Below are 24720 nucleotides of genomic sequence, written 5' to 3'. Positions count from 1 at the left end.
AAAGGTGGAACTATGACAGTTGCGAATAAGACAGTGCTGATCACCGGAGCTTCGTCCGGCATCGGGGAGGCCACGGCGAGGCTCTTGGCGCAGCGAGGGGCCAGGTTGGTGCTGGGCGCTCGCCGCAAGGATCGGCTGGATACGATTGTCAACGACATCGTTCAGGCGGGTGGCCAGGCAGTCTCCATGGCTTTGGATGTGACGAATCGACAGGCCAATGAGGACTTCGTGGCTTTCGCCAAGAAGCAGTTCGGCGGTGTGGACGTGGTATTCCTCAACGCTGGCCTCATGCCTAACTCGCCTCTGTCGGCTCTGCATGTGGACGAGTGGGATCGAACCATTGATGTCAACCTGAAAGGCGCACTATACGGCATTGCTGCGGCCCTGCCGGAATTCGTCGGGCAGCATCACGGGCAGTTCATCGCCACCTCTTCGGTGGCTGGACTCAAAGCCTATCCGGGTGGAGCGGTCTATGGGGCAACCAAGTGGGGTCTGCGCGACCTGATGGAGGTGCTCAGGATGGAGTCCGCCCAAGAAGGCACCCATATTCGTACCTCTACCATTTACCCGGCGGCCATTCGAACCGAGTTGCTGGACACCATCACGGACAAACAGACTCTGGCTGATATGAATAAGACCTACGACAGCTACCAGATCGATCCCGAACGGGTGGCCCAGGTGGTGGCCTTTGCCATCGATCAGCCTGAGGATACCAATGTATCGGAATTCACCGTAGGCCCTACCATTCAGCCCTGGTGAATTCCTCTGCCACTGCCTTAGTCGCCATTGGAGGAAAGAAGATGAATGCCTGCTTGGGCCATGGCCTTTCGAGCCTCGACGCCCTGATCCTCACTGACAGGGACGGTCAGATCCTCGAAGACCGTGACCTGGTAGCCAATTTTTGCAGCATCCAAGGCCGTCTCCTTGACGCAGTGGGATTCGGCGATGCCGACTACGTCCACCTGGTCGACGCCAGCTTGCGCCAGGGCGTCGGCCAGGGTGACGCCTGATGATTTGGCCGCAGCGAACTCCTCCCTGCTCTGGATCCGATCAGTGTTGTCCTCGATGCCCTCAAATCCGGAGTAAGCGGCTGAATACTGGCCTTTTTTGAAGTGGTGGACGATGTCCAGCTCCCGAATCCTGGGATGAAGCTCCGCACCAGGTGAGCCAGCCACGCCGTGCTTGGGCCAGGTGTCCACAAAATCAGGATGGTCGGACCAATGAGATCCAGGTTCGATGTGCCAATCCTGGGTGGTGGCCATGTAGGCGTAGTCCCCGGCATGGTCGTGGACATAGTCAGCGATTTTGCTGGCTGTGGCATTGCCTCCCTCGACTCCCAGCTCACCTCCTTCGCAGAAGGTCGGTTGAACATCCACGACAATCAAAGCCTTGGACATGATGATCACTCCCTTGGTCGATGCTGACGGTAGGCAGGGGGAATACCGGTTGAAGCTCGGCGAGCATTCCTCTTATGCATCAGTCTAATTCTCGCGGAGCCGTCAGTTCTTCGGCTTCTGCCCATGTGGATAAATATGCCTGAGAATCTGCATCGTGTGCTCAGGATGACCAGGAAGGCAGCAAAGAGGATTGAATGTGGCCGTTTGTGGTTGTACCTATGCGGATTTCCAGGGTGTTTGCTTGGTATCCTGAATGCAAGGATTATGTGCAGTTATGACAGGTGATTCTTTTGTCCTGTCTCTTTACAACGAAGGCGGAGCCAAGCATCATCCCAGAGGAGGAGATGCGGATATGAGAATCAATGAGTTCGAACAGCCCATCGGTGATGTGGTCTCGTTCGCGGGGGCTATGATGCCGGAGCCTGCCAAGTTGATAGGCAGGACGGTTCTGGTGACGCCCTTGGATGCGAACCAAGGCGATGCCTTCTACGAGCGGATTTTTGGCCCGGATTGCGACGAGTCCATCATGACCTACAGTAGCCATGACCTCTATCTTGATAGGGCCTCGTTCGACTTGGGTTTTGCTTCCATGACGGCAAGCTGGGATCCACTCTTCTTTGCTATTCTGCGTAAGCCGTCCGCATCCGATCTTTGTGTTGGCCAGCCTGCGCGTGGGAAGAATTCGGATTTACAGGAGCCGGTGAAGCTTGATGATTCGTCGGATCTGTTGGGCATGTATGCCTTGATGCGGATTCGGGCGGACATGGGAAGCGTCGAGATGGGCCATGTCATCTATACCAGGGAGTTGCAGAAAAGCAGACAGGCCACCGAGGCTCAGTATCTGATGGCCCGGCATGTCTTCGAGGACTTGGGCTATCGACGATACGAGTGGAAGTGTGACAGCCTCAACGCACCCTCACGGGCGGCTGCGCTGAGGCTGGGGTTCAAGGCTGAAGGCCGGTTCAGAAACGATATGGTCTACAAGGGCCGAACTCGTGATACGGATTGGTTTTCCATATTGGATAGTGAATGGCCGGCCGTGAAAGAGCGATTGGAGACCTGGCTGGACGATGATAATTTCGATCAGCAGGGCAGGCAGAAGCGCCGTCTGCAAGATTGCTGAACTCTTGCTGATTTGAATGCAGCAGCCTATGGTTGCACCGCGGCATCCTTGATAAAGCCGAAATAGGTATTCATGGCTTGGGCCGTAGGAGTGTCATTGCGGCGCATCAGTGCAAGCGGAGTTCCTTCAAACAAGACCTTGCCACCCGCGCTTCCGGCTCCTGGGCCCATGTCGATCACCCAGTCGGCCTGACCGATGAAGCGCAGGTTATGCTCTATGGCGACAACAGTCAGATTTTTATTGGTGATGAGTTTGTGCAAGAGGGCAATCTGCTGCAGGATGTTGGATTCATGCAGGCCGCTGGTAGGCTCATCCAAAATCAGGGTCTCATGAATTCCGTCTTTGAGCAGCTTGGCCAGCTTGAGACGTTGCAACTCACCGCCCGAGAGTGTATCGAGAGCCTGCCCAAGGGATAGATAAGACAGCCCGACATCTTCCAGGGCTATCATGGCTGGGCCCAGCACCTCACGATATCGATTCACGGCCTCGCTGGCAGTCAATTTCAGCGCCTGAGCGATGCTGAGGCCGCGATATCTGGCAGACAGAGCCTGTGTTGAATACCTGGTTCCGCGGCAGCTTTCGCAGACAGTGCTGGTGTCGCCCAAGTAGGCAATATCCAGGGTGACAACCCCCTTGCCCTTGCAGACCGGACAGGCTCCGGCAGCGTTGAACGAGAAGAGCGAAGCGGACTTGCCCGTGGCCTTGGCAAAGGCCTTGCGAAGCGGGTCGAAGACACCCAAGTAAGTCAACAGGTTGGAGCGTCCGCTGGCCTTGATCGGCTTCTGGTCCAGGAGTATGGCATCATGCTGAGCCATGAAGCCTTCCCTGATCAGCGTGCTCTTACCTGAGCCGGCCACTCCGGTCACCACAGTAAGCATTTGCCGGGGTATCTTGGCGTGGACTTCTCTGACGTTGTGGGCAGTGACCTTGTCTATTGTATAGAAGCCATGCAAAGGCACCGATGGTTCATTTACCACGCCTGGATCTGCCAGGGCTCTGCCAGTTGCTGTGCCGCTTCTCAGCAGAGACTGATAGTTCCCTTCAAAGACGATCCGTCCGCCTTCACTGCCTGCCCCTGGCCCCATGTCGACGATATGGTCCGCAATGGCGATGAGCTCGGGGTCATGATCCACGATCACCACCGTATTGCCCTTGTCCCGTAAGCCCTCAAAGATTTTCTTGATCCCAGTCAGGTCATGGGGATGCAAGCCAACGCTCGGTTCGTCAAAGATGCAGAGAACATCATTCAAAGAGCTGTTCAGGCAATTGGCGATTTTCAGACGCTGTCCCTCTCCTCCGGAAAGCGTAGAGGTGCCACGCTGTAGGCTCAGGTAGCCCAGACCAACCGTTATCAGGTTGGCTATCTTGCGCATTAGGTCCTGCAGAATGGTCTCAGCTTGATCGTCATGAATCTTCCCGAGCCATTCCTGCAGGTCTGCCACGCTCATGGCTGAGCAGTCAGCTATGTTCAGTCCGTCAATCTTGGCCGAGCGCACCCTGGCGTTGACTCTGGCCCCTTGGCAGTCGGGGCACTGGGTGATTCGCGTAATCTGCTCCAGCTCATGCTGGTACTTGTCGCCGTTTTGGTTGATGAAGGTCTTGGTGATCCGGGGCACCAACCCCTCATACATGGCCGTCTTGTGCCAGTTGGGACTAGTGTGTGCCGGTTTCTGCTTCTTGCCATAGAGCAGAAGGTCAAGGTCGCCGCTCGTCCACTCCCGCAGGGGCAGATCGTTGTCAAAGTAGCCTGAATCCGTATACCTGGTCAGTCTCCAGCCGTCCGGCTGGAAGGTGGGAAAGTCGATGGCTCCCTGGTTCAGCGAAAGATCCATATTGAGCAGGCGATCAAGCACCAGACTGCGCACAGTTCCCAGCCCCTGGCAGGTCGGGCACATTCCCGCAGGATTGTTGAAGGAATACGCCATGGAGTACCCGATGAAGGGCTGGGCCATACGGGAGAACAGCAGGCGCAGGGCAGTGTAGATATCAGTGTAGGTGCCTACGGTTGAGCGAGCATTGCCCGAGAGCTGCTTTTGGGTTATGGCAATGGAGAAGGGCAGGTTGTCGATACGCGCGACTTCCGCAGGTTCATACTTGGGCAGGAGTTGCTGAATGTAGGTGCTATAGCTGCGGTTGATCATGCGCTGTGATTCGGCAGCAAGAGTGGAAAACACGAGAGACGACTTTCCTGAACCCGACAGGCCGGTGACCACGGTGATGGCCCGTTTGGGTATGGACAGCGAGACCTGCTTGAGGTTGTGCGTGGAAGCTCGATCAATAAGAATGCACTCGGTCCTCATTGGGCGACTCGCTCCTTGCGCAGCTTGGTGATGAGCCTGTTGGCAAGAGCAACGAACTCTTCCTGCTCGTCTTCGGACCAGACCTGTCGGGCATCTTCCTCGAGGGTCTTATGCTGTTGATCAATGATGTTGAGCATGTCTCGGCCATCCTGAGTCAGGCTGGTCTCCAGCTCTCGCCGGTCACGAGTATCGGGCGTCTGCCTGATATATCCGAGATTGCGCAGCGTACTAAGGTTCTTGGAGACCTTGGATCGGCTCATGCCGAGCCTTCGGCCGATCTGTGAGGGCATGGACGCTCCGGTGCGCAGAACGGTGAGGATGTCGAACTGTTGCCAGGTTATGTTTCCCGGGTTGACCCTGTTGCGCTCCGCCACGAATTCGCACTGCAGATACATGAGAGCATCGTAGAGGGAGGACGGCTTATTTGATTTCATTATAGAAACTATATCATATTGGAAACTATCTATCTCCCAGATAGGCAGCTACGCTCTGGCTTCGGTATTGTCTGACTGTATCGGACCGATGAAGTCGGGTCTCAGGAGGTTCGATATTCGCTGTGTTTTGTTGAAATAGCGCAGGATATTTCATGGAACGCTTAATCGGACCTTTCTGTGCAAAGGACGCTCTTCCATGCCTCCATTGCTGCTCGAAAGAGCTTCTTGCATGAGAGTAGGCGTGTGTTTGCCGGGTGGATCCCTTGAGGCGGGTTAGCGGTTCTTTGTATCGGTCGCTCTAAGGCAAAGAGGGGCTATGGGACTCAAGGCTCGTGATTTGTTGACAGGGGGTGGTGGGACGGAGTGTCAACTTATCGCCCTATCAGTTTTGCTTAGTCGGTCGGTTATGCAGAACGACGATACTGACACCTCAATGCCAGGTAAGCCAGCATGTCCACCGGTCGGAGAGGCTGAGCTATGGCTCTTCTTTGGCTCGAGCATCCCCTCGTCTCCTGTATTACGAACGTTGTTGGATAGGTTTTGTAGTTCTTTGATTTGACAGCCAGGCTTTCTTTGTTAATAATGTAGCACGCTACATTTTAGGGAGGCGGTAACTTTTGGAGCTCTCGGAGAAGCGGCCAGAGGGACTGGTCAAAATAGCCAACACTCTGCTGGAAAAGCACATGAATGAGTGTGTGCGGAGCATCTTTCCCAATCTGACTGGTCCCCAATTTGTCATGGTTTATTACCTGTTTGAGCATGAGGGCCTGGAGGTGACACAGAAGACTGTGGGCGACAGGTTCCGTTTGAGCCATCCCACGGTTCGGGGAGTTGTCAAACGGCTGGTCAAGGCAGGATGGCTGACGGCAAAGCCACAGACTGATGACCGACGTCAGATGGTTCTTGAGCTTACCGGACATGCGCGCAAGGAGCTGAACGCCCACCAGGTAGAGATCCGGCATGTATTAGAGGCCACGGGCAAGCTTGCCTTGAAAGGGTTCGATGAGCGGGAGAGCAGACAGCTGGTCGGCTACCTGGAACGGATCATTAGAAATATGGAATCCTGATCTGTTTTTAGTCGGAGCATGCAGGCTTTGGACCGAGCCGGTGAAGGACGGGGAGGATGCGGTATGAATAAGGATGGCGGCAAGGGGAAAGGCAGCAAAGGCGGGGCTAGGGGAAGTCGTACTGCGATGATGGGCACGCTTTTGGCAGGGGCCTTCCTGGCCTTGATGGCGGAGACTTTCCTTAACAATGCTCTGCCTACCATTATGGCGGAATTCCATGTGTCCCAATCCACCGCACAGTGGCTGAGCACCTCCTATCTGCTGGTGGTGGGGCTGATGATACCTGTATCGGCTTGGGTGTTTTCTAACTTCCGGTCCAAGCACACCTTCATGGCCATGATGGCTATTTTCCTGACGGGCTCCCTGGTCTGTGTCTTCTCCGAAGGGCATTTCCCGCTGCTGTTGGCGGGCAGAATCATTCAGGCTGTGGCCGCTGGATCGTTGATGCCTTTCATTCAGAATGTGGTACTGCTGCTTTTCCCGCCGGATAGGCGCGGTGTGGCCCTGGGCGTGGTGGGTCTGGTGGTGGCCTTGGGTCCCACGGTTGGCCCCACGCTCTCGGGGTTTGTTTTGGAGCACTGGTCCTGGAGGGCCTTGTTTGTGCTGCTTGCTGCCTTGAGCGCCGCGATCCTGGTGGCGTCGTTTTTCCTGGTCTATACGGTCAACCGCCAGGTGAGAACCCGGCTGGACGTGCCTTCCGTGGTATATTCCTGCCTAGGTTTCGGGCTCATTCTTCATGCCCTGTCCGCCATTGGGGAGGCGGGCGGTGCCTCAGTGCTTGACCTCGGATTGCTTCTGGCCGGCTTGCTGGTGGTGGCCCTGTTCTGTCGGCGTCAGCTGCTTCTGGAGTCTCCGCTGGTGAATTTGCGTGTCTTCACGAACTTCACCTTCAATCTGACCAGCCTGCTGAGCACCCTGAGTAACGTCGCCATGGTCGGGGTGGAGCTGGTCCTTCCTCTTTACTTGCAGAATACGCGCGGGTCAAGCGCGCTCATCTCTGGTCTGGTCATGTTGCCGGGAGCCATTGTCATGGGCATATTCAACCCTCTCTCCGGGATGATCTACCAAAGAATCGGGGCGAGGAAGATTTCCCTTTTGGGGTATGCGGTGCTGTTGGCCGGAACCTTGCCGATGATATGGTTCGGCACCGCTACCAGTCTTATCGTTATCGCCTCCTGTTATGCTCTGCGCCTGGCAGGAGTGGCACTGGTCATGATGACTACTTTCACCGAGGGCATCAACGCTCTGCCGACGGAACTTACGGCTCATGGCAACGCGGCTGCCTCGACTGTCCGTCAGGTGGGCGGTTCGCTCGGTACGGCCGCCGCTATGATGATCGTAACCATCGGTGCCCAGCGTGGCAGTCTCAGTGGAGCCACGACAGCCCAGGCTCTCGACCAGGGCTACCAATGGGCCTTCATCTTCCTTGCAGTCATAGCCCTGATCGGCCTATGCGGCTCGCTCTTTCTTAAACCGAATAGAACTGCGACTGAGTGAGAAAGGTGTCTTTTCGCTTTCAAAGCAGGGACCGTTGCTGACATCGATTGGCTCATGATGCCAACGAGCAGGGATACAGGCATCGGTCATAATTTGATACTTAAAAAGGTATGACGCTTATATAGATGTACGAAATGGAAATTGATATGATGCCGATCATTACATTTGCAGATCGTATAACTTTCAGTCTGCTGTGGACGCACTCAGCGCTCAGACCAGAAGAGGCGCCTATCAGCCTGTCCAGGAAACGACCGGTGATTCGCTTAAGTAAGATCACCCGTCGCAAAGATCTATGGGTGCCAACTTGTAGCTGGTGACGGGGCTGAGCGTATCCTCTCTCACATTTGCCGTAAGTCTTCAACGGCATGGCCTTGAACTTTCTTTGTCTCGCTCTGCTCGCAGCGTCTTGTCGCCTCCAGACATCCCTGTCTTGCCAAGTACTTAGGTGATCAGGCGCCTTATCGTAACAAGACCGCCTAGCTCACTATAGTAAACGACTTGCTAAGACCAGACATAGTGGAAAGGAACAGGATAGACAGCGCAAAGGATGGTGATGCCGATATTGCGCATACAAAAAGAGTCTTGGGCCACTGTCCAAGACTCCGCTGGCGGAGGATACGAGATTCGAACTCGTGAGGGCGTGAACCCAACACGCTTTCCAAGCGTGCGCCATAGACCACTAGGCGAATCCTCCAGGGCTGCAATGAACGGGGCCGTAGCCTACGTGACCCTTATCAAGGCAACTAGGAAATAGTAACACAGGGCGGGGATTGCAGGCCAGTCCAGACGTGTCGCCAGCAGTTCCCGCCCTGCTGATGTTCTACTTGATCTGATCCATGGAAAGGCCAAGGGCCTCGGCCACCCGCTGGCCGTAGTCAGGGTCGGCCTGGTAGAACTGCCTGGTCTCAAGAACCTGGATTTCCTGGTCATCAACGGATCCCAGGTTGTTCTTGATGGTCTGGATCAGGCGGTCCTTCTCCTCCGGGCTCATCAGCCTGTAGAGACGGCCGGCCGCGGAGTAGTAGTCCTTGTCATAGGGGCGGGAGTACTCGGTTTGCCCCTGGACGGCATCGCCGTGCATACGGGCATCGTTATCCTCCACGGGGCCGCCCTTGCTGTTGGGCTCGTAGTTGACTGATCCGTCCTGCCCCTGGGACATGAACCCATCCCGCTCGTAGTTGTGGACCTCGTTGACCGGTCGGTTGATAGGCAGCTGTTCGTAGTTGGCGCCCAGACGGTAACGCTCTGCGTCCTTGTATCCGAACAGGCGGCCCTGCAGCAGCTTGTCGGGCGAGGGCTCGATGCCGGGAACGAAGTTGGCGGGGGAGAAGGCCGCCTCCTCCACATCGTCAAAATAGTTGGTCGGGTTGGTGTCCAGCACGAACTCGCCTATTTCAATGCGCGGATAGTCCTTCTTGGAGACCACCTTGGTCACGTCGAAGATATCGTCCTTATAGTCCAGGCCCTCCTGGTAGGGCAGGATCTGTATGCAGACCTTCCACTTCGGGTAGTCGCCCCGGTCGATGGCATCGTAGAGATCGTGTAGGAGGAAGTCCGTGTCCTCGGAGGCGACCTTGGCGGCGGTCTCATCGGTCATGTTCTTTACGCCCTGCTCGCTCAGGAAGTGGTACTTGACCCAGAACTGCTCGCCCTTGGCATTGACCCACTTGAAGGTGTGGCTTCCGTAGCCGTTCATGTTCCGATAGCTGGCCGGGTTGCCCCTGTCGCCCATCAGGTAGGTCACCTGATGCACAGACTCTGGTGAGTGCGACCAGAAGTCCCACTGCATCTCCTGGCTGCGCAGGTGGGTGGCCGGGTCGCGCTTCTGCGAGTGGATGAAGTCGGGGAACTTCAGGGGGTCGTTGACGAAGAATACTGGGGTGTTGTTGCCCACTACGTCATAGTTGCCCTCCTGCGTGTAGAAGCGCAAGGCGAAGCCGCGGACGTCGCGCAGGGTGTCGGGATAGCCGGATTCACCGGCCACCTGGGAGAAGCGCAACAGGATGGGCGTGGTCTTGCCGGCTCCGTTGAATACGTCGGCCTTGGTGTAAGCGCTCATGTCCTTGGTCAAGGTGAAACTTCCCTTGGCTCCAGCCCCCTTGGCGTGTACTACGCGCTCTGGGATGCGCTCGCGGTTGAAGTGGGCCAGCTTTTCGAGGAGCTGGTAGTCCTGCATGAGGATGGGCCCGCGGGTCCCCGCCGTCTGGCTATGGTTGTTGTCTGCCCAGGGCTGCCCTTCGTTGGTGGTGAGTTTGTCGTTCATGTCTGCTCGATTCCTCTTACATCTTTGATTGTTGCGATTGACGGTCCCATGCGGGCCAGGTCCGGGACCTTACTCCTGGTTAACCGCTCGATCGCTGATAGCAAGACCCTTGATAAAATCCTGCTATCATCCACCGTATCTGACAGGCAAGGGAGTTGGTGGATATGCGCGCTGAGCGAGAGTCAGATATCTCACTAATCAAGCCAGTGCTTTATGAACCCTAAGGGTGATGGGTCTGATGCAGACAGAATTATAGGAAAGCCGCCGGCACTGCCTCATTCATTCGGCAAATGGCGGCGGCTCTCATCAGAACACTGGCGCTCAGAGCATCTGTATCAGTTCGCCCACATCCTGGATGACCAGTTGGAGGTTGAGCCCGGTCAGGACGGCTACGACAATCCAGGCCAGGAAGACCATCCATCGAGGGTTGGCGTACTTGCCCATGATCTTCTTGGAGGAGGTGAACCAGACCAAGGGGATCATGGATATGGGCAGGGCCACGCACAGGAAGACCTGGGAGTAAACCAGCAGGCTATCCAGGGCGGACTCCTTGCCGCCGAAGGCGATGGTGCAGATCAGTACGGGGATGATGGAGATCACACGGGTGACCAGCCTGCGCAGCCAGAGGGGGATCCTCATGCGGATGAAACCCTCCATGACGATCTGCCCGGTCAAGGTGCCGGTGATGGTCGAGTTCTGGCCCGAGGCCAGCAGGGCTACTGCGAAGAGGGTGGAGAGCAGACCGGAGGCGACCGGACCGGCGATGGTCTTGTCGCCAAGGGCGTTGTAGAGGGCCGTGAAGGTATCCAGCCCCTCGCCATGTCCGAAGAACATGGCCGCACCCAGCACCAGTAGCAGGCAGTTGACCACGAAGGCGGCGGACAGCTGGATGTTGGAATCCCAGGTGGCGAAGCGGACCGCGTTGGCAACCTGACGGTCATCGCTTCGGTCGAAGTCGCGGGTCTGGACGATGGATGAGTGCAGGTAGAGGTTGTGGGGCATGACCGTGGCGCCCACGATGCCCAGAGCCATGGTCAGCTGGCCGTTGCCCAGGATGGCCTTGTCGGGGATGAAGCCGCGGAAGACCGCGGGCAGGTCGGGTCTTGCCAGGAAGACCTCGTAGAGAAAGACCGCCATGATGACCAGGATCAGTGTGGCCACGATGGCCTCGATGCGTCTGAAGCCGATCTTGGTCAGCAGCAGGAGGATGAGCACATCCAGGACGGTCAGCGTTACGCCTAGGATCAGCGGAATGCCGAAGAGAAGTTTCAGGGCGATGGCCCCGCCGATCACCTCCGCGATGTCGGTGGCCATCACAGCCAGCTCCGTACAGATCCAGAGGGCGAAGCTGAGCCGACGGCTGGTGTGCTGGCGGGTGGCCTGCGCCAGATCCAGACCGGTCACGATTCCCAGCTTGGCCGACATGTACTGCAGCATCATGGCGATCAGGCTGGAGATGAGGATGACGCTCATGAGTAGGTAGCCATACTGGGCGCCGCCGCCGATGGATGTGATCCAGTTGCCCGGGTCCATGTAACCGACTGCTACCAGAGCGCCAGGGCCGGAGAAAGCTGCCAGGTTTTTCCAGAAAGAGGATGTCGAGTTGGGGACGGAGACCGTGGCGTTGATTTCCTCCAGGGAACGCCCATTGGCCGTCTCGATGATGGGGTGGGATTGGCGCTGCCGACTGGATGGCGGAGTCCTGACTTCGGATCCGGCTGGACTGGCGGACCCTGAGGCGGGTCGGGTCTGAGTGTTCGGCATGTCACCTTCCTTGATTCTGGACCATGGCGGTCGTGTGGCTGGTTATAGACTTCGACCCTTCGAAGTCTAATGGCGCTCGATGAAGATTACCAGAGGTTATTCGTGACAATGTCGAAATATGCCTGCAGGGGTTACCTGCGGGTCGTGCTGAGGAGCTGTGCTATAGACTGTGCAACATGGGAATTGCCGAACTGTCTTCCAGCGCCCAGGATTATCTCAAGGTCATCTGGGATCTTCAGGAGTGGGATCAGGGCCCCGTCCAACCCACTGCGGTGGCCGATAGGACGGGCATGAAGCAGTCGACGGTATCCGGTGCTCTGGGCCGTCTGGTCGATGCCGGTCTGGTCACTCACAGGCCTTACGGCAAGGTGGAGCTGACTAAGACCGGTCGCCGCTATGCGGTCACCATGGTTCGGCGCCACAGACTGCTGGAGACCTTCCTGGTGCAGGTCCTCGGTTACGGCTGGGATGAGGTGCATGAGGAGGCTGACAGCCTTGAGCACGCCGTCTCCGATAAAATGATCGACCGCATTGACGACTATCTGGGACACCCCACAGCTGATCCACATGGTGATCTCATACCCTCGGCCGCAGGGAATCTCCCCCCTATGCCCACGACTACAAGGCCCCTTTCAGAAGTATCCTCCGGTTCGAAGGTACGTGTGCAACGAGTCAGCGATGAGGATTCACGAATACTGCGCACGCTCGGCAATTACCATATAGGACCTGGCTGTCTGGTGTGGGTGGAAAGTCGGCAGGCTGATGATGAATTAGCCATAAGTCTGATGGATATGCCTTCCACAACCAGCTCGACTTCGGGGGACTTCCTAGTGCTGTCCAAAGAAGAGGCCGCACTGATTCAGGTCAGTCTTGACTGAGCAAAGAACCACTCGGTGATTTGTCGTACTGAACAGCGTTACTGTTCACTGAGGTCGGCCTCGTGCTGTCTGTGCGCTATGCGAGTAAATAGCCATCGGGTTATTGCTGGAGATATTTCAGGGGTCCTTCATGAGTTGGATCTGCCTGTAATTTTCTGCGATACAGCATGATGAGCGCATGACTGTAGCGACTTTATTGGATAAATAACATATAGCGAAGTTTGGTGTGAGTATTTCTTGGGATTATGAAACTTATGGGTAATAGCGAGTTACATATCAGAACTGCGTACCACGCTCAAGTTACTATTAACCACATGCAGAAGCTATTTGAAACCGGACCTGATATCTGGAAGCAACTTAATGGCTTGAGCAAACGGCAGTGTCGTTTGATTATTTCCGCAGTCAACTACCATTCATTGATGCAGCCCAACCGAGAACTCCTCTATCGGATCTACATGGGTGAGGACTGGCAGTATCCCCGCTTAACCGATACCTCGACCCTGAATGGTTCGCTGACCAAGGATGCTGGTCTTAAACCAATGATTGAGTTCAAAGCCAGGTCAGTATCCAAACCCAAGACGGCCTTCACGCCTCATTACTTTGACCTGCATCATCAGATAGTCGACTGGAATGAGCGCTACATACTTTTGACTCCGGACGATGCTACAGATATGACGGTCAAGAGTCGGCATCTATCATCCCGACTGCCTATGCGAAACCAGATTTACAATTACTGTGAGTTCCATTTCCCTCTGCTGTTCGATCAAATACGTGAACTGCTCAGGAAGATTCGTGAAAAGGCGAGCTATAAAGATATTAGGGTATATCATCCTGAATCAATTAACGAGTTGTTCGCTCATAAGGCCATACATCACCCCTATCAGCCTGTTGAACCAAGCCAACCGGATTCTTCGGCTCCCAAAGCTGTAATCATAGCCATGCATTGGCTACAGCCCGGAGGAGCTGAGCGTTGGGCCATGGAAACAGTGGCTCTTGCCCGTAAGGCAGGGTTCTTGCCTATCGTCATTACCAATAATGACAGTCATCAACCTTGGATTGTAAGTAAGGACTTGGATGATGCCCTCGTCATTAATCTAACTTTTCCGGCACAAGAAAGTATTGGCGACGTACCGCTGCTCAGGGCATTGTTTGAGCAATACAATATTCGCGGAGTTATGATTCATCACAATCAGTGGATGTACGACCGTCTCTGGTGGATTAAGCGGTATTATCCGAGTACGTTCATTGTTGATTCTCTGCATATTCTTGAATACCACGATCGGGGTGGGTACCCGAACCAAAGCGTGAGCCGCGACCCATATATTGATTTGCACCATGTCATTTCACCCCAGTTGCAAAATTGGTTGGTAAATCGTCATGGAATAGCAGAGGAAAAAGTGGTCATGGCACCTTTGGTCGGTCTAACCGCCGACCAAATGCATCCGAGGTATAAGGATCGGGTGCAGCGTGATGTCTTCCACGTGGCCTTCGTAGGGAGAATGACCAGGCAGAAGCGACCTGAGGCTTTTATCAACGTTGCCAGAACACTAGAACGTCATCATCCCGGCTGTTTCCGATTCATCATGCACGGCAGTGGCGATATGGATTCGGAAGTGTCCAAGCTTCTGAAGAAGTACGGCCTGGATAATGCCGTAGAACGCCGTGATGTCTCTCGGCCGGTTTCCGAAACTTATGATTGGGCAGATGCCCTGCTCGTTACTTCGATTAACGAAGGCATTACCCTTACGACCATTGAGGCCATCAGTCAGGGTATGCCTGTGTTGAGCGCCGATGTCGGCTCACAGTCGACCTTGGTTCCATCTCAGGGGCTGTTGCCACGACAATCGCTGGAGCTGGTCAGGCAGGCTGATCGATCCTTGCGACGGATGGATGATAGTGAAGAGGACCGCAGGCGGTTGTGGGAGGTTGAGCTGGAAAGGCTCCAGGAGTTTTCGAGGAAGGAATCAGCTGACTCCTTCTTCACGCGAATGTTGGGAGAATGGGCAAAGTGATAAATACTCCAGTTAACCAGCAGAATGTGGCCGCCGTTGTTGTCACTTTCAACCGTCTTGCGAAATTGAAGAAGGTACTTGCCTCCTTGGAGGCGCAGACCCTTCTGCCCAAGGCCCTGATCATCGTAGACAATGCTTCGACGGACGGGACAGCGGATTACTTGGATGAATATAAGAATTCATTTCCGCTAGAGGGCAGGACAGAACTTCGTATTGTCACTCTGGCGGAAAATGTCGGTGGGGCTGGTGGTTTCTCTGCGGGTATGCGCGAGGGATACCGAATGGGTGCGGATTACGTCTGGATTTTCGATGACGATGGCTATCCCGCCCCGGATGCCTTGGAGAAATTGCTTCAGGGATATGAGCGTGCCGCTACGGCCTTCAGCCCAGATATTCCCTTTGCGTGCTCCTTGATCAAATATATTGACGGAACCATCTCGGAAATGAACAATCCTGAGCCAACCTGGGATTGGGGCAGGCTCCGAGCTATGGGGCTTAGGGATCTTGTGCTGATCAATCAGGCATCTTTTGTATCGGTACTCATACCACGTTGGGTCATGGAGGCTTACGGTCTGCCCTACAAGGAGTACTTCATCTGGTTTGACGATGCCGAATATACACGGCGCATCAGTGGAGACTGCCCCGGAGTTCAGGTTCTCGATAGCGTAGTGGTGCACGATATGGGCGAGAACAAGGGAGTCAATTTCTCGATGATCAATGAGAAGAATGCCTGGAAATTCGCCTATGGTATTCGCAATCAGGGATCTTATAGATTGCATCACAAGAGTCTGGTGCATTATTTGCTCTTCTGCGCCCAGGTTAGGTATGCCATGCGCTCTGGGGGAGTTGATAAGAAGTTGCGTTGTCAAATGTACAAGAAGATGGTCGAAGCAATACGGTTCAACCCTTCGATTGATTATCCGCAACTATAAGCGGTCCAGAGGGGATTTACATGGCTTTGGTGGAGGAAAGAGCGCGATTCGGCAAAACGCGATGTCTTTTGTCTGTGGGCATTGGAATCCTTGCGGCCCAATCCCTGACGTTTAGGAACGTGGATTCTTCGGCTTTCGATAATTTCGGCAATCTGGCGGCACTAGGCTTAGACTCCATTGCCCAGGTTGGCCAGGTGGGTTCTGCCGCACTTGCCGTGGGAATAGGGTTTTTATTTTACAAACTTTATCCTGAATTTGAAAAAGCAGAAAGGCGGAATCGTCTAACGGCTTCCATCGTTGCCTGCTTTTTGGCTTTCACTGTTGTTCTCCCTCGGCTAATGAAGCAGGCAATCACGCCTTTTAACTCCTATCCAAACTATTTGGGCGGTGTACCTCGATGGCAAGAACCTATTTTTTGGTTGGTGGCACTTGTTCAAGTGTTGTCTATAGGTTCCGCACTTGCTGTCGGCATTTGTTGGTTAATGCACAAGGCGGCTGATTTAGGTGAATCCGGAAAACCCGAGGATGGGGATGCCATTACTACTCCAGGGCACGACAGTATCTGGGGAAGAGGGGCCCGACTATTTGATGGTGCATCTGGTCATTTGGTTTTAGCCACTGTTGCCATGGTCCTTTGTTGGACACCAATGCTAATAATCCAGGGGCCCGCGAAACTTGGCCTTGACACTATGGTCCAATTGATCCAGTTTCGTACCGATCATGTCTGGGATCCCATAATGATGGTTGAATTGCCAGGGTATGCGGGACAGGATCATCATCCTTTTGCGGATACCTACTTGTATGGGTTTTTTGATGAGCTTGGATTGTGGCTTGGCCATGAGATTCTCGGCTTTTGCATTCTGATTGTGCTGCAAAGTATTGCAACCGCATTTGCTCTTGTGGTGTCTTTCATCTGGCTTAGAAAGCGCACTAATCTTCCGGACTCCTGTGTCTGCATCTGCTGGTGTCTAGCGGCTTTTTTGCCGGCCTTCCCCATGTATATGAGTACGATTGTCAAGGACTCGACCTGGATTCCAATCTTTTTGTTGTGGCTTGTCGCTTTTTTTGAAGCTCTCTATCGATGCGGCAATCATCAAGCAATCGGTTGGAAACTGGTGACGTGCCTGATAGTGCTGGGCGTGCTTTCTGGACTAACTAAAAAAACTGGTATTTACGTCACAACCCTGTCGCTCTTGCTGCTAATTATTTTTCTAAGAAAACAAATCATTTCCTTGTTTCTGTCTATGTTAGTTCCAGCTGTGCTGGTGATGGGATTTGTGCCGATGGTGGTCCTTCCTGCCTTGGACATCGCACCTGGAGGGCCTCAAGAGGCTCTTTCTGTTCCTATTCAGCAGCTATCGAAAGTAGCAATGGTCCATAAAGATGAATTGTCCGAATCTGACCGACAGGCAATCGATAAAGTTGTGGACATTAAACGTATGGAGCCGCAATGGAGGGACAGCTCAGCCGATTACGCCAAGCATTATGGGTACAAGATAAATTCGAGCTCTGAAGACAGGATGCAATTTATCAAGACTTGGGTCCGGCTTTTCTTCCAGTACCCCAAGGATTACATTGCCGCAGTACCGTACTTGGTAGATTCATTTGTTTTTGGGGATACCTATTATTACAGCGGTCCTGTGCGTTGTGGTTGGTGGGAGGCCGGTGGCTATAAGATACTTCCGGGGTACTCTGAATGCAAGCCCAGTTATACGCAGGAAAAGATCGGCATTCCATTAAATGATGCTTTGAATAAGCTACCCCCATTCTCCTTCCTGGGCAGTGAAGCTTTATATACGGTATGGCTGCCTCTGATGGCTATGGCGCTTGTTGTGGCGAACAAACGGTACCGGAACATGCTGTATCTAATTCCCAGCGTTGTGAACTGGTGCAGTCTGTTGCTATTGGCTGCGAGTAGTTCCAGATATTCGCTCTGTTTCCTTTTCATGTTTGCGCTGACGATTGCAGTGCCATTCGTCGAAGTGGAACGTCATGAGTTGCATCTTGAGCAGGCAGCACCAGCTAAAAGATGACCTATCAGCTCTTATGGTCAGGTCCTTGAATTCGTTGAACCTTGCCAATGACGAGATTCCGCAAAGGGTAGGCAAGCATTCGGTCAACGAGCATGGCTATTGCATCAAGAACTGCAAAAGTCAACAGGCCAGTGATTACGAAAATCAGGATTAGGCTTATTTTGCCTGATATGTTTGGTAGCCAAGAGGCGACGACACCCCAGATAAATCGGAAACCGAATGTGTTCTCATGCAGGAGGTAGACACCGAAGGTCCCTGCTGAAACCTGCAGTAGGAAAGTGCTCCATCTGTGCGGGAGGCGGAGCTGCGGAAGCCGACAGGCTGCCACAAAAAGGCAAAATGCAATGCAGATAGGCAGTATTTGCAGGCCCTCATGGATTTGTGCCGTCCAGGTCAGTCTCTGTGCCCAGTATGATTCCGACAAGACAAAATGATTGAACCCCAGCATGAGTGCTGTGCATAAGACCGTGCAGATGGCCAGCGCACCATTTGATATGGCTTGCAACGAATCTCGGTAGGTCTGGATATAAGCGCCGATGATGTATCCCAGAACGGCATATACTACGTTGTTCCAGTGATTGGCTCTGCCGAAAAACAGGGGCCATGTACCGATGAACATGAGAAGAGCGATCAGCGCAAGAATCTGCTTCCGGGACATGTGCGCATATACAGTATTGATGAATGGGCTAAGAAGCAGCATGAGAATATACGCATCTATAAACCAGTAGCTGTTGTACAAAAATGGGAATAAACTCCATAGGACTGTATCCAGGGTCTGGGAACCAGATAGCAGCTCATTGGTGCCAAAGGGCAGGGGTCGGAATTGCTTGGCAATGATTGCAATTACTAGGCATAGAGCTGCGTAGAGAAACATCTGGAACCAGGTCGAGAAAATTCGCCGCCATGAAAACTGCTTCTTAACAAGGAAGTATCCTGAGATCATGAAGAAGATTGAAACGCCAACCTGACCGTACTGTACGATGGTGAAGCTGATCGCGGATTTCCATCCTGGAAACATGGGTAACACGATGCGTGAGGTGCCATTGGTGAAATCAACGTGGATGATCATATGGCAATAGACGACCAGCAGCATTGCCAATATGCGCAGGAGTTCGATATTGAGGTTGCGGGCTGATCGGCCTGTTACCTTATCCGGTTGAGACATCACTATGATCTCCCATCGAGCTGACATGAATATGTCACAGGATAATGCTTGGTGCCTACCTGAAGCAGTGACTGAAAAGTGTCAACAAGCCGTTGTTATTTGTGAGGATGCAGAGATGGAAGGATATCTTTCACGGCTGTTTGGTAGTCTGTACGTTTGTGAGAAGCATCGTAGATAGATTACGCCAGCGATACCACTATTCGTTGGTTATCCTGCGTGAACTTGTCAAGACCGATTTCAAGCTCAGGTATCAGGGATCCTTCCTTGGCGTGGCCTGGTCGGTCCTGCAGCCCTTGATGCTCTTCGTGGTCATGTATCTGGTCTTCGCCAAATTCCTCAGGATGACCGATGGCACGCCGACCTATCCCGTCGTGCTGCTTCTGGGCATCAGCTCCTGGCAGTTCTTCAACGAGTCAACTTCCATAGGCCTGCGTTCTATTGTGGATCGTGGCGACCTCCTGCGTAAGGTGCATTTCCCCAATTACATTGTGGTCGTGTCGGCCACCATGGGGGCGCTGATCAGTTACGGCATCAACCTGATCGTGGTTCTCATCTTTGCCATCTTCTGCCGGGTGCATTTCACTTGGAGGGTTCTGTTGCTGCCCATTAGCGTATTCCAGCTGTATATTCTGGCTTTGGGCTTCACGCTGATCATGGCTACCATGTACGTCTACTTCCGTGATGTGTCGCATATCTGGGACGTTTTGCAACAGGTGATCTTCTATTCCATTCCTGTCATCTATCCTCTGACAGCGGTGTCGGGAATCCACCATTGGTGGGGCCCCGTCGTAGCCAAGCTGCTCCTGCTCAACCCCATTGCGCAATCCATCCAGGATATCCGGCATTCGTTCATCGCTCCGGAAACCACTCCGACTGTGTGGAATCAGGTCGGCAATCCATACATAACCATGATCCCCATCCTGCTCACCGTGATCATGGTGGTGCTGGGTGTATGCGTATTCCGTAAGTACAATCACAAATTCGCCGAGGTGATGTGATGAGCAAGGCTGGGGAAGCAATCCGTCAGAAAAAAGACGATCGGCCCGTGGTCCTGTCAGTGGAGCATGTGGACAAGGTCTTCCGGCTGCCTACCGAACAAGCCACAGGACTCAAACAGGCCTTTATCAACTGGACCCGAGGAATCAAGGGATACAAGGAGCAGCAGGTGCTGCAGGACGTGTCCTTCCAGGTGCGCCGGGGCGACTTTTTCGGAATTGTCGGACGCAATGGCAGCGGCAAGTCAACCCTGCTCAAGCTGATTTCGGGCATCTACTATCCTGAGCGCGGCCATATCTCTTATACAGGCAAACTGGTGCCCTTTATCGAATTGGGCGTGGGCTTCAACCCGGAGCTGACTGGTCGCGAGAACGTCTACTTGAACGGAGCGCTGCTGGGATTCACCCGCAGCGAGGTCGATGACATGTACGATGACATCGTGGATTTCGCTGAGCTGGGCGAGTTCATGGATCAGAAACTGAAGAACTACTCCAGCGGCATGCAGGTGCGTCTGGCTTTTTCCGTTGCCATCAAGGCCCAAGGCGACATACTGATCCTGGACGAGGTCCTGGCGGTCGGCGATGAGGCCTTCCAGCGTAAATGCGATGATTACTTCACCGAAGTCAAGAAGGATCCCAGCAAGACGGTCATCCTCGTCACCCATGACATGGGCGCCGTGAAGAAGTACTGCGACAGGGCAATCCTGATCAAAGATGGCCATGTGGTGATCAATGGCGACAAGGATGATGTAGCCAATCGATACACCTTGGAGAATCTTAAGAATACGGACCAACAATCCGATAATGATAAGTTGGGTGAGAACGAGTATCCAACTGGTCTTAGCGCCCAGGTCCCCACCCTGCGTTCCTACCCGGTATCATCGTCGGTCTGCAAGAGTTCAGATATCCTCCGCTTCGATGTGGAATACGAATGTGCACAATATGACCATCTCTATATGGCTATTGCCATGCACGACACCCGACGCGGCGGTATTGCCTATGACACAGGTTCCATTCCTTTGAAAGGTTGTGGTCATCGAATAGTGCATTGCTCGATGCCATTGAACATTTTCAACAATGGCGAGTTCCGTCTTGTCGTTTCCTTGCGCGTCAATGATTCCGGACAGACGGATAAAGATGCTCCGACGCAGATGATCGCATTTACTAGCGATGAAAATTCGTGTGTCTTTGCCATTCGTGACAAGCGGAATAGGGACTATGCGATGCTGAGCGATCGCGGTCTGCAAATCAAAGTGCTGGGCGGGGAATCCCTATAGCTGATTGTCATGTGTGCCTCTTTCTCAAAAGTCAGGAATTTATAGGCTGATATGGGCCGAGCAAGCATGGATACTTCTGATAAGGTCTGCTCTCTAATCCTGATTGCCGACGTATAGGGTTGCGTACATTGTCTGATTGCTTATGGTTCCTGCTGACCTCTATACCTTTGGCCTCTATGCCAGAGCTTCAGTGAGAATGCCGTCATTATGGTTTCGTGGTGTGGATGTGCAAGGTTCCATGAATGTGTGAAGGATTTATCAGTGGGCACGAGCTGACCCGGGTCTGGTTTGGCATGTCTGGCAGTGTCATCGGCTTCGAACTCGCTCATTGCCGACCTCTACATTGAGACGAGCAGTACGAATTTGAAAAATATTGGAAAACATTTGTTTTATTCATAAGGTTCCCATGTGCAGTGAGCCGAATGTATGATCGATCTCGGTAGGATTAATGCAGAGAATAATGGTAATTCCGTCACCGTAGCACGTGAGAGTTCCTGTGACTTGGCAGTATAGGCCACAGATTGATACATCTATGCGTTGCTCTCAGACGAGTGGGAACGGGTACTTGGTGATGAGCGAGGGTAAGAAGTTTGAACGTCATGCGGACAGAGTCGGCGGCTGTGAATCAAGCGGTCCCTCATGCCTGATGGTGACGGGGGGTGCCGGATTCATCGGCACGAATTTTGTGCGCTATGTGCTGTCCCGGCATCCCGACACGCACATCGTGGTGTACGATCTGCTCACCTATGCAGCCAAGATGGACAACCTCCATGGCCTTATTCCCGATCGGATCGACATGGTCCATGCCGATATCTGCGATGCCGAATCCGTGGATCGTGCCATCCGCCGGTTTCGTGTTGATGCCATCGTCAATTTCGCAGCCGAATCGCACAATGACAATTCCATCCAGGATCCGGCGCCCTTTATCAGGACCAATCTCTATGGCACCTATGTTCTGCTGGAGGCGGCCCGTCGCCACGACCTGCGCTTCCATCAGGTGTCCACTGACGAGGTTTTCGGCGATCTCGACTTCGATGATCCGGACCGCTTCACTGAGACCAGCCCCTACCGGCCATCGAGCCCATATTCGGCCACCAAGGCTGGGGCTGACCATCTGGCGCGAGCTTGGTGTCGCACCTATGGGACCCGGGTCACCATCTCCAACTGCTCCAATAACTACGGCCCCTATCAGCACATCGAGAAGTTCATTCCACGGCAGATCACCAACATCCTGTCAGGAATCCGTCCGCGGATTTATGGGCATGGTCGAGCGATCCGGGATTGGATTCACGTGGAGGATGATTGCCGGGCCATTTGGAGCATCCTGGTCCATGGAGCGCCTGGATCGACCTACCTTATCGGCGCGGATGGCGAGTTGAGCAACATGGAGGTGCTCAGGATGATTCTGCGCCTCATGGGGCGCCGGCCAGACGAATTCGATTTGGTGGCAGACCGCCCTGGAGGTGATCGTAGGTATGCCATCGATGCCGGAAAGATACGGCGGGAGCTCGATTGGCAGCCTCTGCACCGAGATTTCGAGCAGGGTCTGGCAGAGACGATCGACTGGTATCGTCGTCACCGCAGGTGGTGGGCGGATGACAAGCAGGCGGTCGAGGCCCGCTATCGGGAACAGGGACACTGATATTTGTGGCTGTACCACCCCTGGATGTAAACTAGCCGGGTTACCGTCGTGGTCAGAGGATTGTTCTGCCACTGGTGGCGTGCAATACACCCTCCTGTCACGGAAGGTCCGTGACCTGTAAGTCCAAAGGAGGTGGGTGATGTCTGCGCATAAGTATGAATTGATGTTCATTGCCGATCCGGCCATGGATGAGCGCTCGCTGAAGAAGCTGACCGACCAGTATCTCGAGGTGGTCACCAAGGAAGGCGGCTCCGTCGACAACATCGACGTCTGGGGCCGTCGCAAGCTGGCCTATGAGATTGACAAGCACAGGGAAGGCAACTATGTGGTGGTCGAGTACACCTGCGAGCCTTCCGCCAGCGCTGAGCTTGATCGTGTGCTCAACCTGAACGAGTCCGTCATCCGCACCAAGATTCTTCGCAAGGATGACAAGTAAGCAAATAACAAAAGGACGTCGAAGCGTCGGCTGACATTCACGCCCCGCGTCGAAGGTCCAAGGGTGCGGGATTCGCCCCAGCAGGCCCATTCCCAAGTCCTCATTCCGAGGAAAGGTCGTGACATGGCGGGAGATACATACATCACCGTGGTGGGTAATCTCACTGCGGATCCGGAGGTGCGTACGACCTCCAACGGAGGCACGGTGGCCAACCTGACCATCGCGTCCACGCCCAGGCAGTTCAACAGGAACTCGGGGCAGTGGGAGGACGGCGACTCGCTCTTCATGCGTTGCTCGGCCTGGGACTCCACATACAGTCCCATGGCCTCCAACATTCAGGCCAGCCTGACCAAGGGCATGAGGGTGATTGCCCAGGGTCGTCTGGTGCAGCGCTCCTATCAGGATCGTGAGGGCAACAACCGCACGGTCGTGGAGCTGCGTTTGGACGAGATTGGACCCGCACTGACACGGAATACTGCCCAGGTCACCAGGAACGCCAACACTGGTGGCGGTGGATCCCGTGGTGGCTTCGCCGGCTCCAACAACGGCGGCTACCAGGGTGGGGCATCCTACCAGGGTGGCGCCGGCGCGGCATCGGCCCCCATGGGTCGTCAGCAGCCAGCGCAGAACCAACAGGCTCCCGCTCAGGATCCATGGTCATCGACCGGATCCGGCGATTCCTTCGGATCCTTCGGGTCCACCGGCGAGTTCGGTGGTTCCGGGGACGAACCCGAATTCTGAAGTTTCATAGCGTCATCATTCATTTAAGGAGTACCAATGTCACGTAAAAGGCCGCAACCGCCGGTCAAGCCCTTCAAGAAGAAGCCAAATCCTCTGAGGGCCGCCAAGATTCATACCATCGATTACAAGGACGTGGCTCTGCTGCGCAAGTTCATCTCCGACCGTGGCAAGATTCGTTCCCGCCGTATCACTGGCGTCACCGTCCAGGAGCAGCGTGAGATTTCCAAGGCGATCAAGAACGCCCGCGAGATGGCCCTGCTGCCTTACGCCACCAACGGTCGCTGAGGGAGGTCCGGATTATGGCAAAGGAAACCAAGGTTATTCTGACCGATACCGTGACCGATCTGGGCCACAAGGGCGACGTTGTCGCCGTCAAGCCTGGTTATGCGCGCAACTTTCTGATTCCTCAGGGCCTGGCTTTCGCCTGGTCCAAGGGCGCTGCTGCGCAGATCGAGTCCCTGCAGCGGGCCCGTCGCGCCAAGTCCATGGCCACCCGTGAGGATGCCGTGGCTGCTAAGGCCGCCATTGATGGGCAGACCGTCGAGATCGCTGCCAAGGTGTCCGATTCGGGCAAGCTCTTCGGCGGCATTTCCAACGATGCCATCGCCCAGGCTCTTCGCCCCCTGGCCGATGTGAATCCCCGCGCCATCTCCGTGGAGACCATCAAGGCCACCGGCGAGTTCCCGGCCACCGTAGCCCTGCATCCTGAGATCTCGGCCGCTTTCACGGTCAAGGTCGTCGCAGAGTAGCAAACCTGGGGTCGG

General features: G+C 54.4%; 21 protein-coding genes and 1 tRNA gene. 15 read left to right on the top strand and 7 right to left on the bottom strand.

Annotation, left to right across the window (positions count from 1 at the left end):
* The first annotated feature begins 12 nt into the window (after positions 1-12).
* Positions 13-759, top strand: a complete 747-nt coding sequence (locus ACUIAF_RS05145) for an SDR family oxidoreductase (protein ID WP_445337995.1) — start codon at positions 13-15, stop codon at positions 757-759.
* Between the two features lie 17 nt (positions 760-776).
* On the opposite strand, the gene ACUIAF_RS05140 is transcribed toward ACUIAF_RS05145, so the two are convergent.
* Positions 777-1397 (bottom strand): isochorismatase family protein, encoded by a 621-nt coding sequence (locus tag ACUIAF_RS05140; RefSeq protein WP_445337993.1) that lies wholly within the window; start codon positions 1395-1397, stop codon positions 777-779.
* 352 nt (positions 1398-1749) lie between these two features.
* Here ACUIAF_RS05140 and ACUIAF_RS05135 point away from each other — a divergent pair, with 352 nt between their 5' ends.
* Positions 1750-2520: a GNAT family N-acetyltransferase gene (locus ACUIAF_RS05135; RefSeq protein ID WP_258326485.1), complete on the top strand. Its 771-nt coding sequence runs from the start codon at positions 1750-1752 to the stop codon at positions 2518-2520.
* A 26-nt stretch (positions 2521-2546) separates the two neighbouring features.
* Here ACUIAF_RS05135 and ACUIAF_RS05130 read toward each other — a convergent pair whose 3' ends face one another.
* Both ACUIAF_RS05130 and ACUIAF_RS05125 read right to left on the bottom strand, forming a co-directional pair.
* Entirely contained in the window at positions 2547-4820 is a 2274-nt protein-coding gene (locus ACUIAF_RS05130) for an ATP-binding cassette domain-containing protein (RefSeq protein ID WP_445337991.1), read from the bottom strand.
* Entirely contained in the window at positions 4817-5254 is a 438-nt protein-coding gene (locus tag ACUIAF_RS05125) for a MarR family winged helix-turn-helix transcriptional regulator (protein ID WP_445337989.1), read from the bottom strand. The genes ACUIAF_RS05130 and ACUIAF_RS05125 overlap by 4 nt, the downstream gene beginning before the upstream one ends.
* Positions 5255-5871: 617 nt before the next feature.
* On the opposite strand from ACUIAF_RS05125, the gene ACUIAF_RS05120 reads away from it, so the two are divergent.
* Entirely contained in the window at positions 5872-6321 is a 450-nt protein-coding gene (locus ACUIAF_RS05120) for a MarR family winged helix-turn-helix transcriptional regulator (protein WP_445337987.1), read from the top strand.
* A gap of 63 nt (positions 6322-6384) precedes the next feature.
* Entirely contained in the window at positions 6385-7818 is a 1434-nt protein-coding gene (locus ACUIAF_RS05115) for a DHA2 family efflux MFS transporter permease subunit (RefSeq protein ID WP_445337986.1), read from the top strand.
* Between the two features lie 606 nt (positions 7819-8424).
* On the opposite strand, the gene ACUIAF_RS05110 is transcribed toward ACUIAF_RS05115, so the two are convergent.
* The 3 genes from ACUIAF_RS05110 to ACUIAF_RS05100 form a co-directional block, all read right to left on the bottom strand.
* A tRNA-Ser gene (locus ACUIAF_RS05110) sits at positions 8425-8512 on the bottom strand.
* 126 nt (positions 8513-8638) lie between these two features.
* Complete coding sequence (locus tag ACUIAF_RS05105; RefSeq protein ID WP_445337984.1) at positions 8639-10081, bottom strand: catalase; 1443 nt, start codon at positions 10079-10081, stop codon at positions 8639-8641.
* Between the two features lie 321 nt (positions 10082-10402).
* Positions 10403-11845 carry an Nramp family divalent metal transporter gene (locus ACUIAF_RS05100; RefSeq protein ID WP_445337982.1) on the bottom strand — a complete coding sequence of 481 codons (1443 nt, stop codon included), beginning with the start codon at positions 11843-11845 and terminating at the stop codon, positions 10403-10405.
* Positions 11846-12021: 176 nt separating this feature from the next.
* Between ACUIAF_RS05100 and ACUIAF_RS05095 the strand changes: the two genes are divergently transcribed.
* The 4 genes from ACUIAF_RS05095 to ACUIAF_RS05080 all read left to right on the top strand — a co-directional run bounded on the left by ACUIAF_RS05095 (position 12022) and on the right by ACUIAF_RS05080 (position 17700).
* Complete coding sequence (locus tag ACUIAF_RS05095) at positions 12022-12723, top strand: metal-dependent transcriptional regulator (RefSeq protein WP_445337980.1); 702 nt, start codon at positions 12022-12024, stop codon at positions 12721-12723.
* Positions 12724-13037: 314 nt separating this feature from the next.
* Positions 13038-14735, top strand: coding sequence for a glycosyltransferase (locus tag ACUIAF_RS05090; protein WP_445337978.1), 1698 nt, complete (start codon positions 13038-13040; stop codon positions 14733-14735).
* A gap of 26 nt (positions 14736-14761) precedes the next feature.
* On the top strand, positions 14762-15667 hold the full coding sequence (locus ACUIAF_RS05085) for a glycosyltransferase (protein WP_033511329.1): 906 nt from the start codon (positions 14762-14764) through the stop codon (positions 15665-15667).
* Positions 15668-15687: 20 nt separating this feature from the next.
* Positions 15688-17700, top strand: a complete 2013-nt coding sequence (locus ACUIAF_RS05080) for a DUF6020 family protein (RefSeq protein ID WP_445337976.1) — start codon at positions 15688-15690, stop codon at positions 17698-17700.
* Between the two features lie 4 nt (positions 17701-17704).
* Here ACUIAF_RS05080 and ACUIAF_RS05075 read toward each other — a convergent pair whose 3' ends face one another.
* The gene (locus ACUIAF_RS05075) at positions 17705-18865 is read right to left on the bottom strand and encodes an acyltransferase family protein (RefSeq protein WP_445339162.1); all 1161 of its coding nucleotides are present in this window, start codon (positions 18863-18865) and stop codon (positions 17705-17707) included.
* Between the two features lie 158 nt (positions 18866-19023).
* Here ACUIAF_RS05075 and ACUIAF_RS05070 point away from each other — a divergent pair, with 158 nt between their 5' ends.
* The 7 genes from ACUIAF_RS05070 to rplI all read left to right on the top strand — a co-directional run bounded on the left by ACUIAF_RS05070 (position 19024) and on the right by rplI (position 24705).
* Complete coding sequence (locus ACUIAF_RS05070) at positions 19024-19863, top strand: ABC transporter permease (RefSeq protein WP_033511263.1); 840 nt, start codon at positions 19024-19026, stop codon at positions 19861-19863.
* Complete coding sequence (locus ACUIAF_RS05065; protein WP_110416795.1) at positions 19863-21137, top strand: ABC transporter ATP-binding protein; 1275 nt, start codon at positions 19863-19865, stop codon at positions 21135-21137. The genes ACUIAF_RS05070 and ACUIAF_RS05065 overlap by 1 nt, the downstream gene beginning before the upstream one ends.
* Before the next feature lie 571 nt (positions 21138-21708).
* The gene (rfbB, locus tag ACUIAF_RS05060; RefSeq protein WP_015021307.1) at positions 21709-22779 is read left to right on the top strand and encodes a dTDP-glucose 4,6-dehydratase; all 1071 of its coding nucleotides are present in this window, start codon (positions 21709-21711) and stop codon (positions 22777-22779) included.
* Positions 22780-22918: 139 nt separating this feature from the next.
* On the top strand, positions 22919-23215 hold the full coding sequence (gene rpsF, locus ACUIAF_RS05055; RefSeq protein ID WP_445337973.1) for a 30S ribosomal protein S6: 297 nt from the start codon (positions 22919-22921) through the stop codon (positions 23213-23215).
* A 123-nt stretch (positions 23216-23338) separates the two neighbouring features.
* Positions 23339-23956 (top strand): single-stranded DNA-binding protein, encoded by a 618-nt coding sequence (locus ACUIAF_RS05050; protein WP_015021309.1) that lies wholly within the window; start codon positions 23339-23341, stop codon positions 23954-23956.
* Positions 23957-23992: 36 nt separating this feature from the next.
* A complete protein-coding gene (rpsR, locus tag ACUIAF_RS05045) occupies positions 23993-24241 on the top strand; it encodes a 30S ribosomal protein S18 (RefSeq protein ID WP_015021310.1) in 249 nt (82 codons plus the stop codon).
* A gap of 14 nt (positions 24242-24255) precedes the next feature.
* On the top strand, positions 24256-24705 hold the full coding sequence (gene rplI, locus ACUIAF_RS05040) for a 50S ribosomal protein L9 (RefSeq protein ID WP_015021311.1): 450 nt from the start codon (positions 24256-24258) through the stop codon (positions 24703-24705).
* Positions 24706-24720: the final 15 nt, after the last annotated feature.

Source organism: Bifidobacterium sp. ESL0822, from assembly GCF_052606675.1.
Note: the sequence above shows the minus strand (reverse complement) of the source record. Positions and strands in the feature narration are given on the sequence as shown.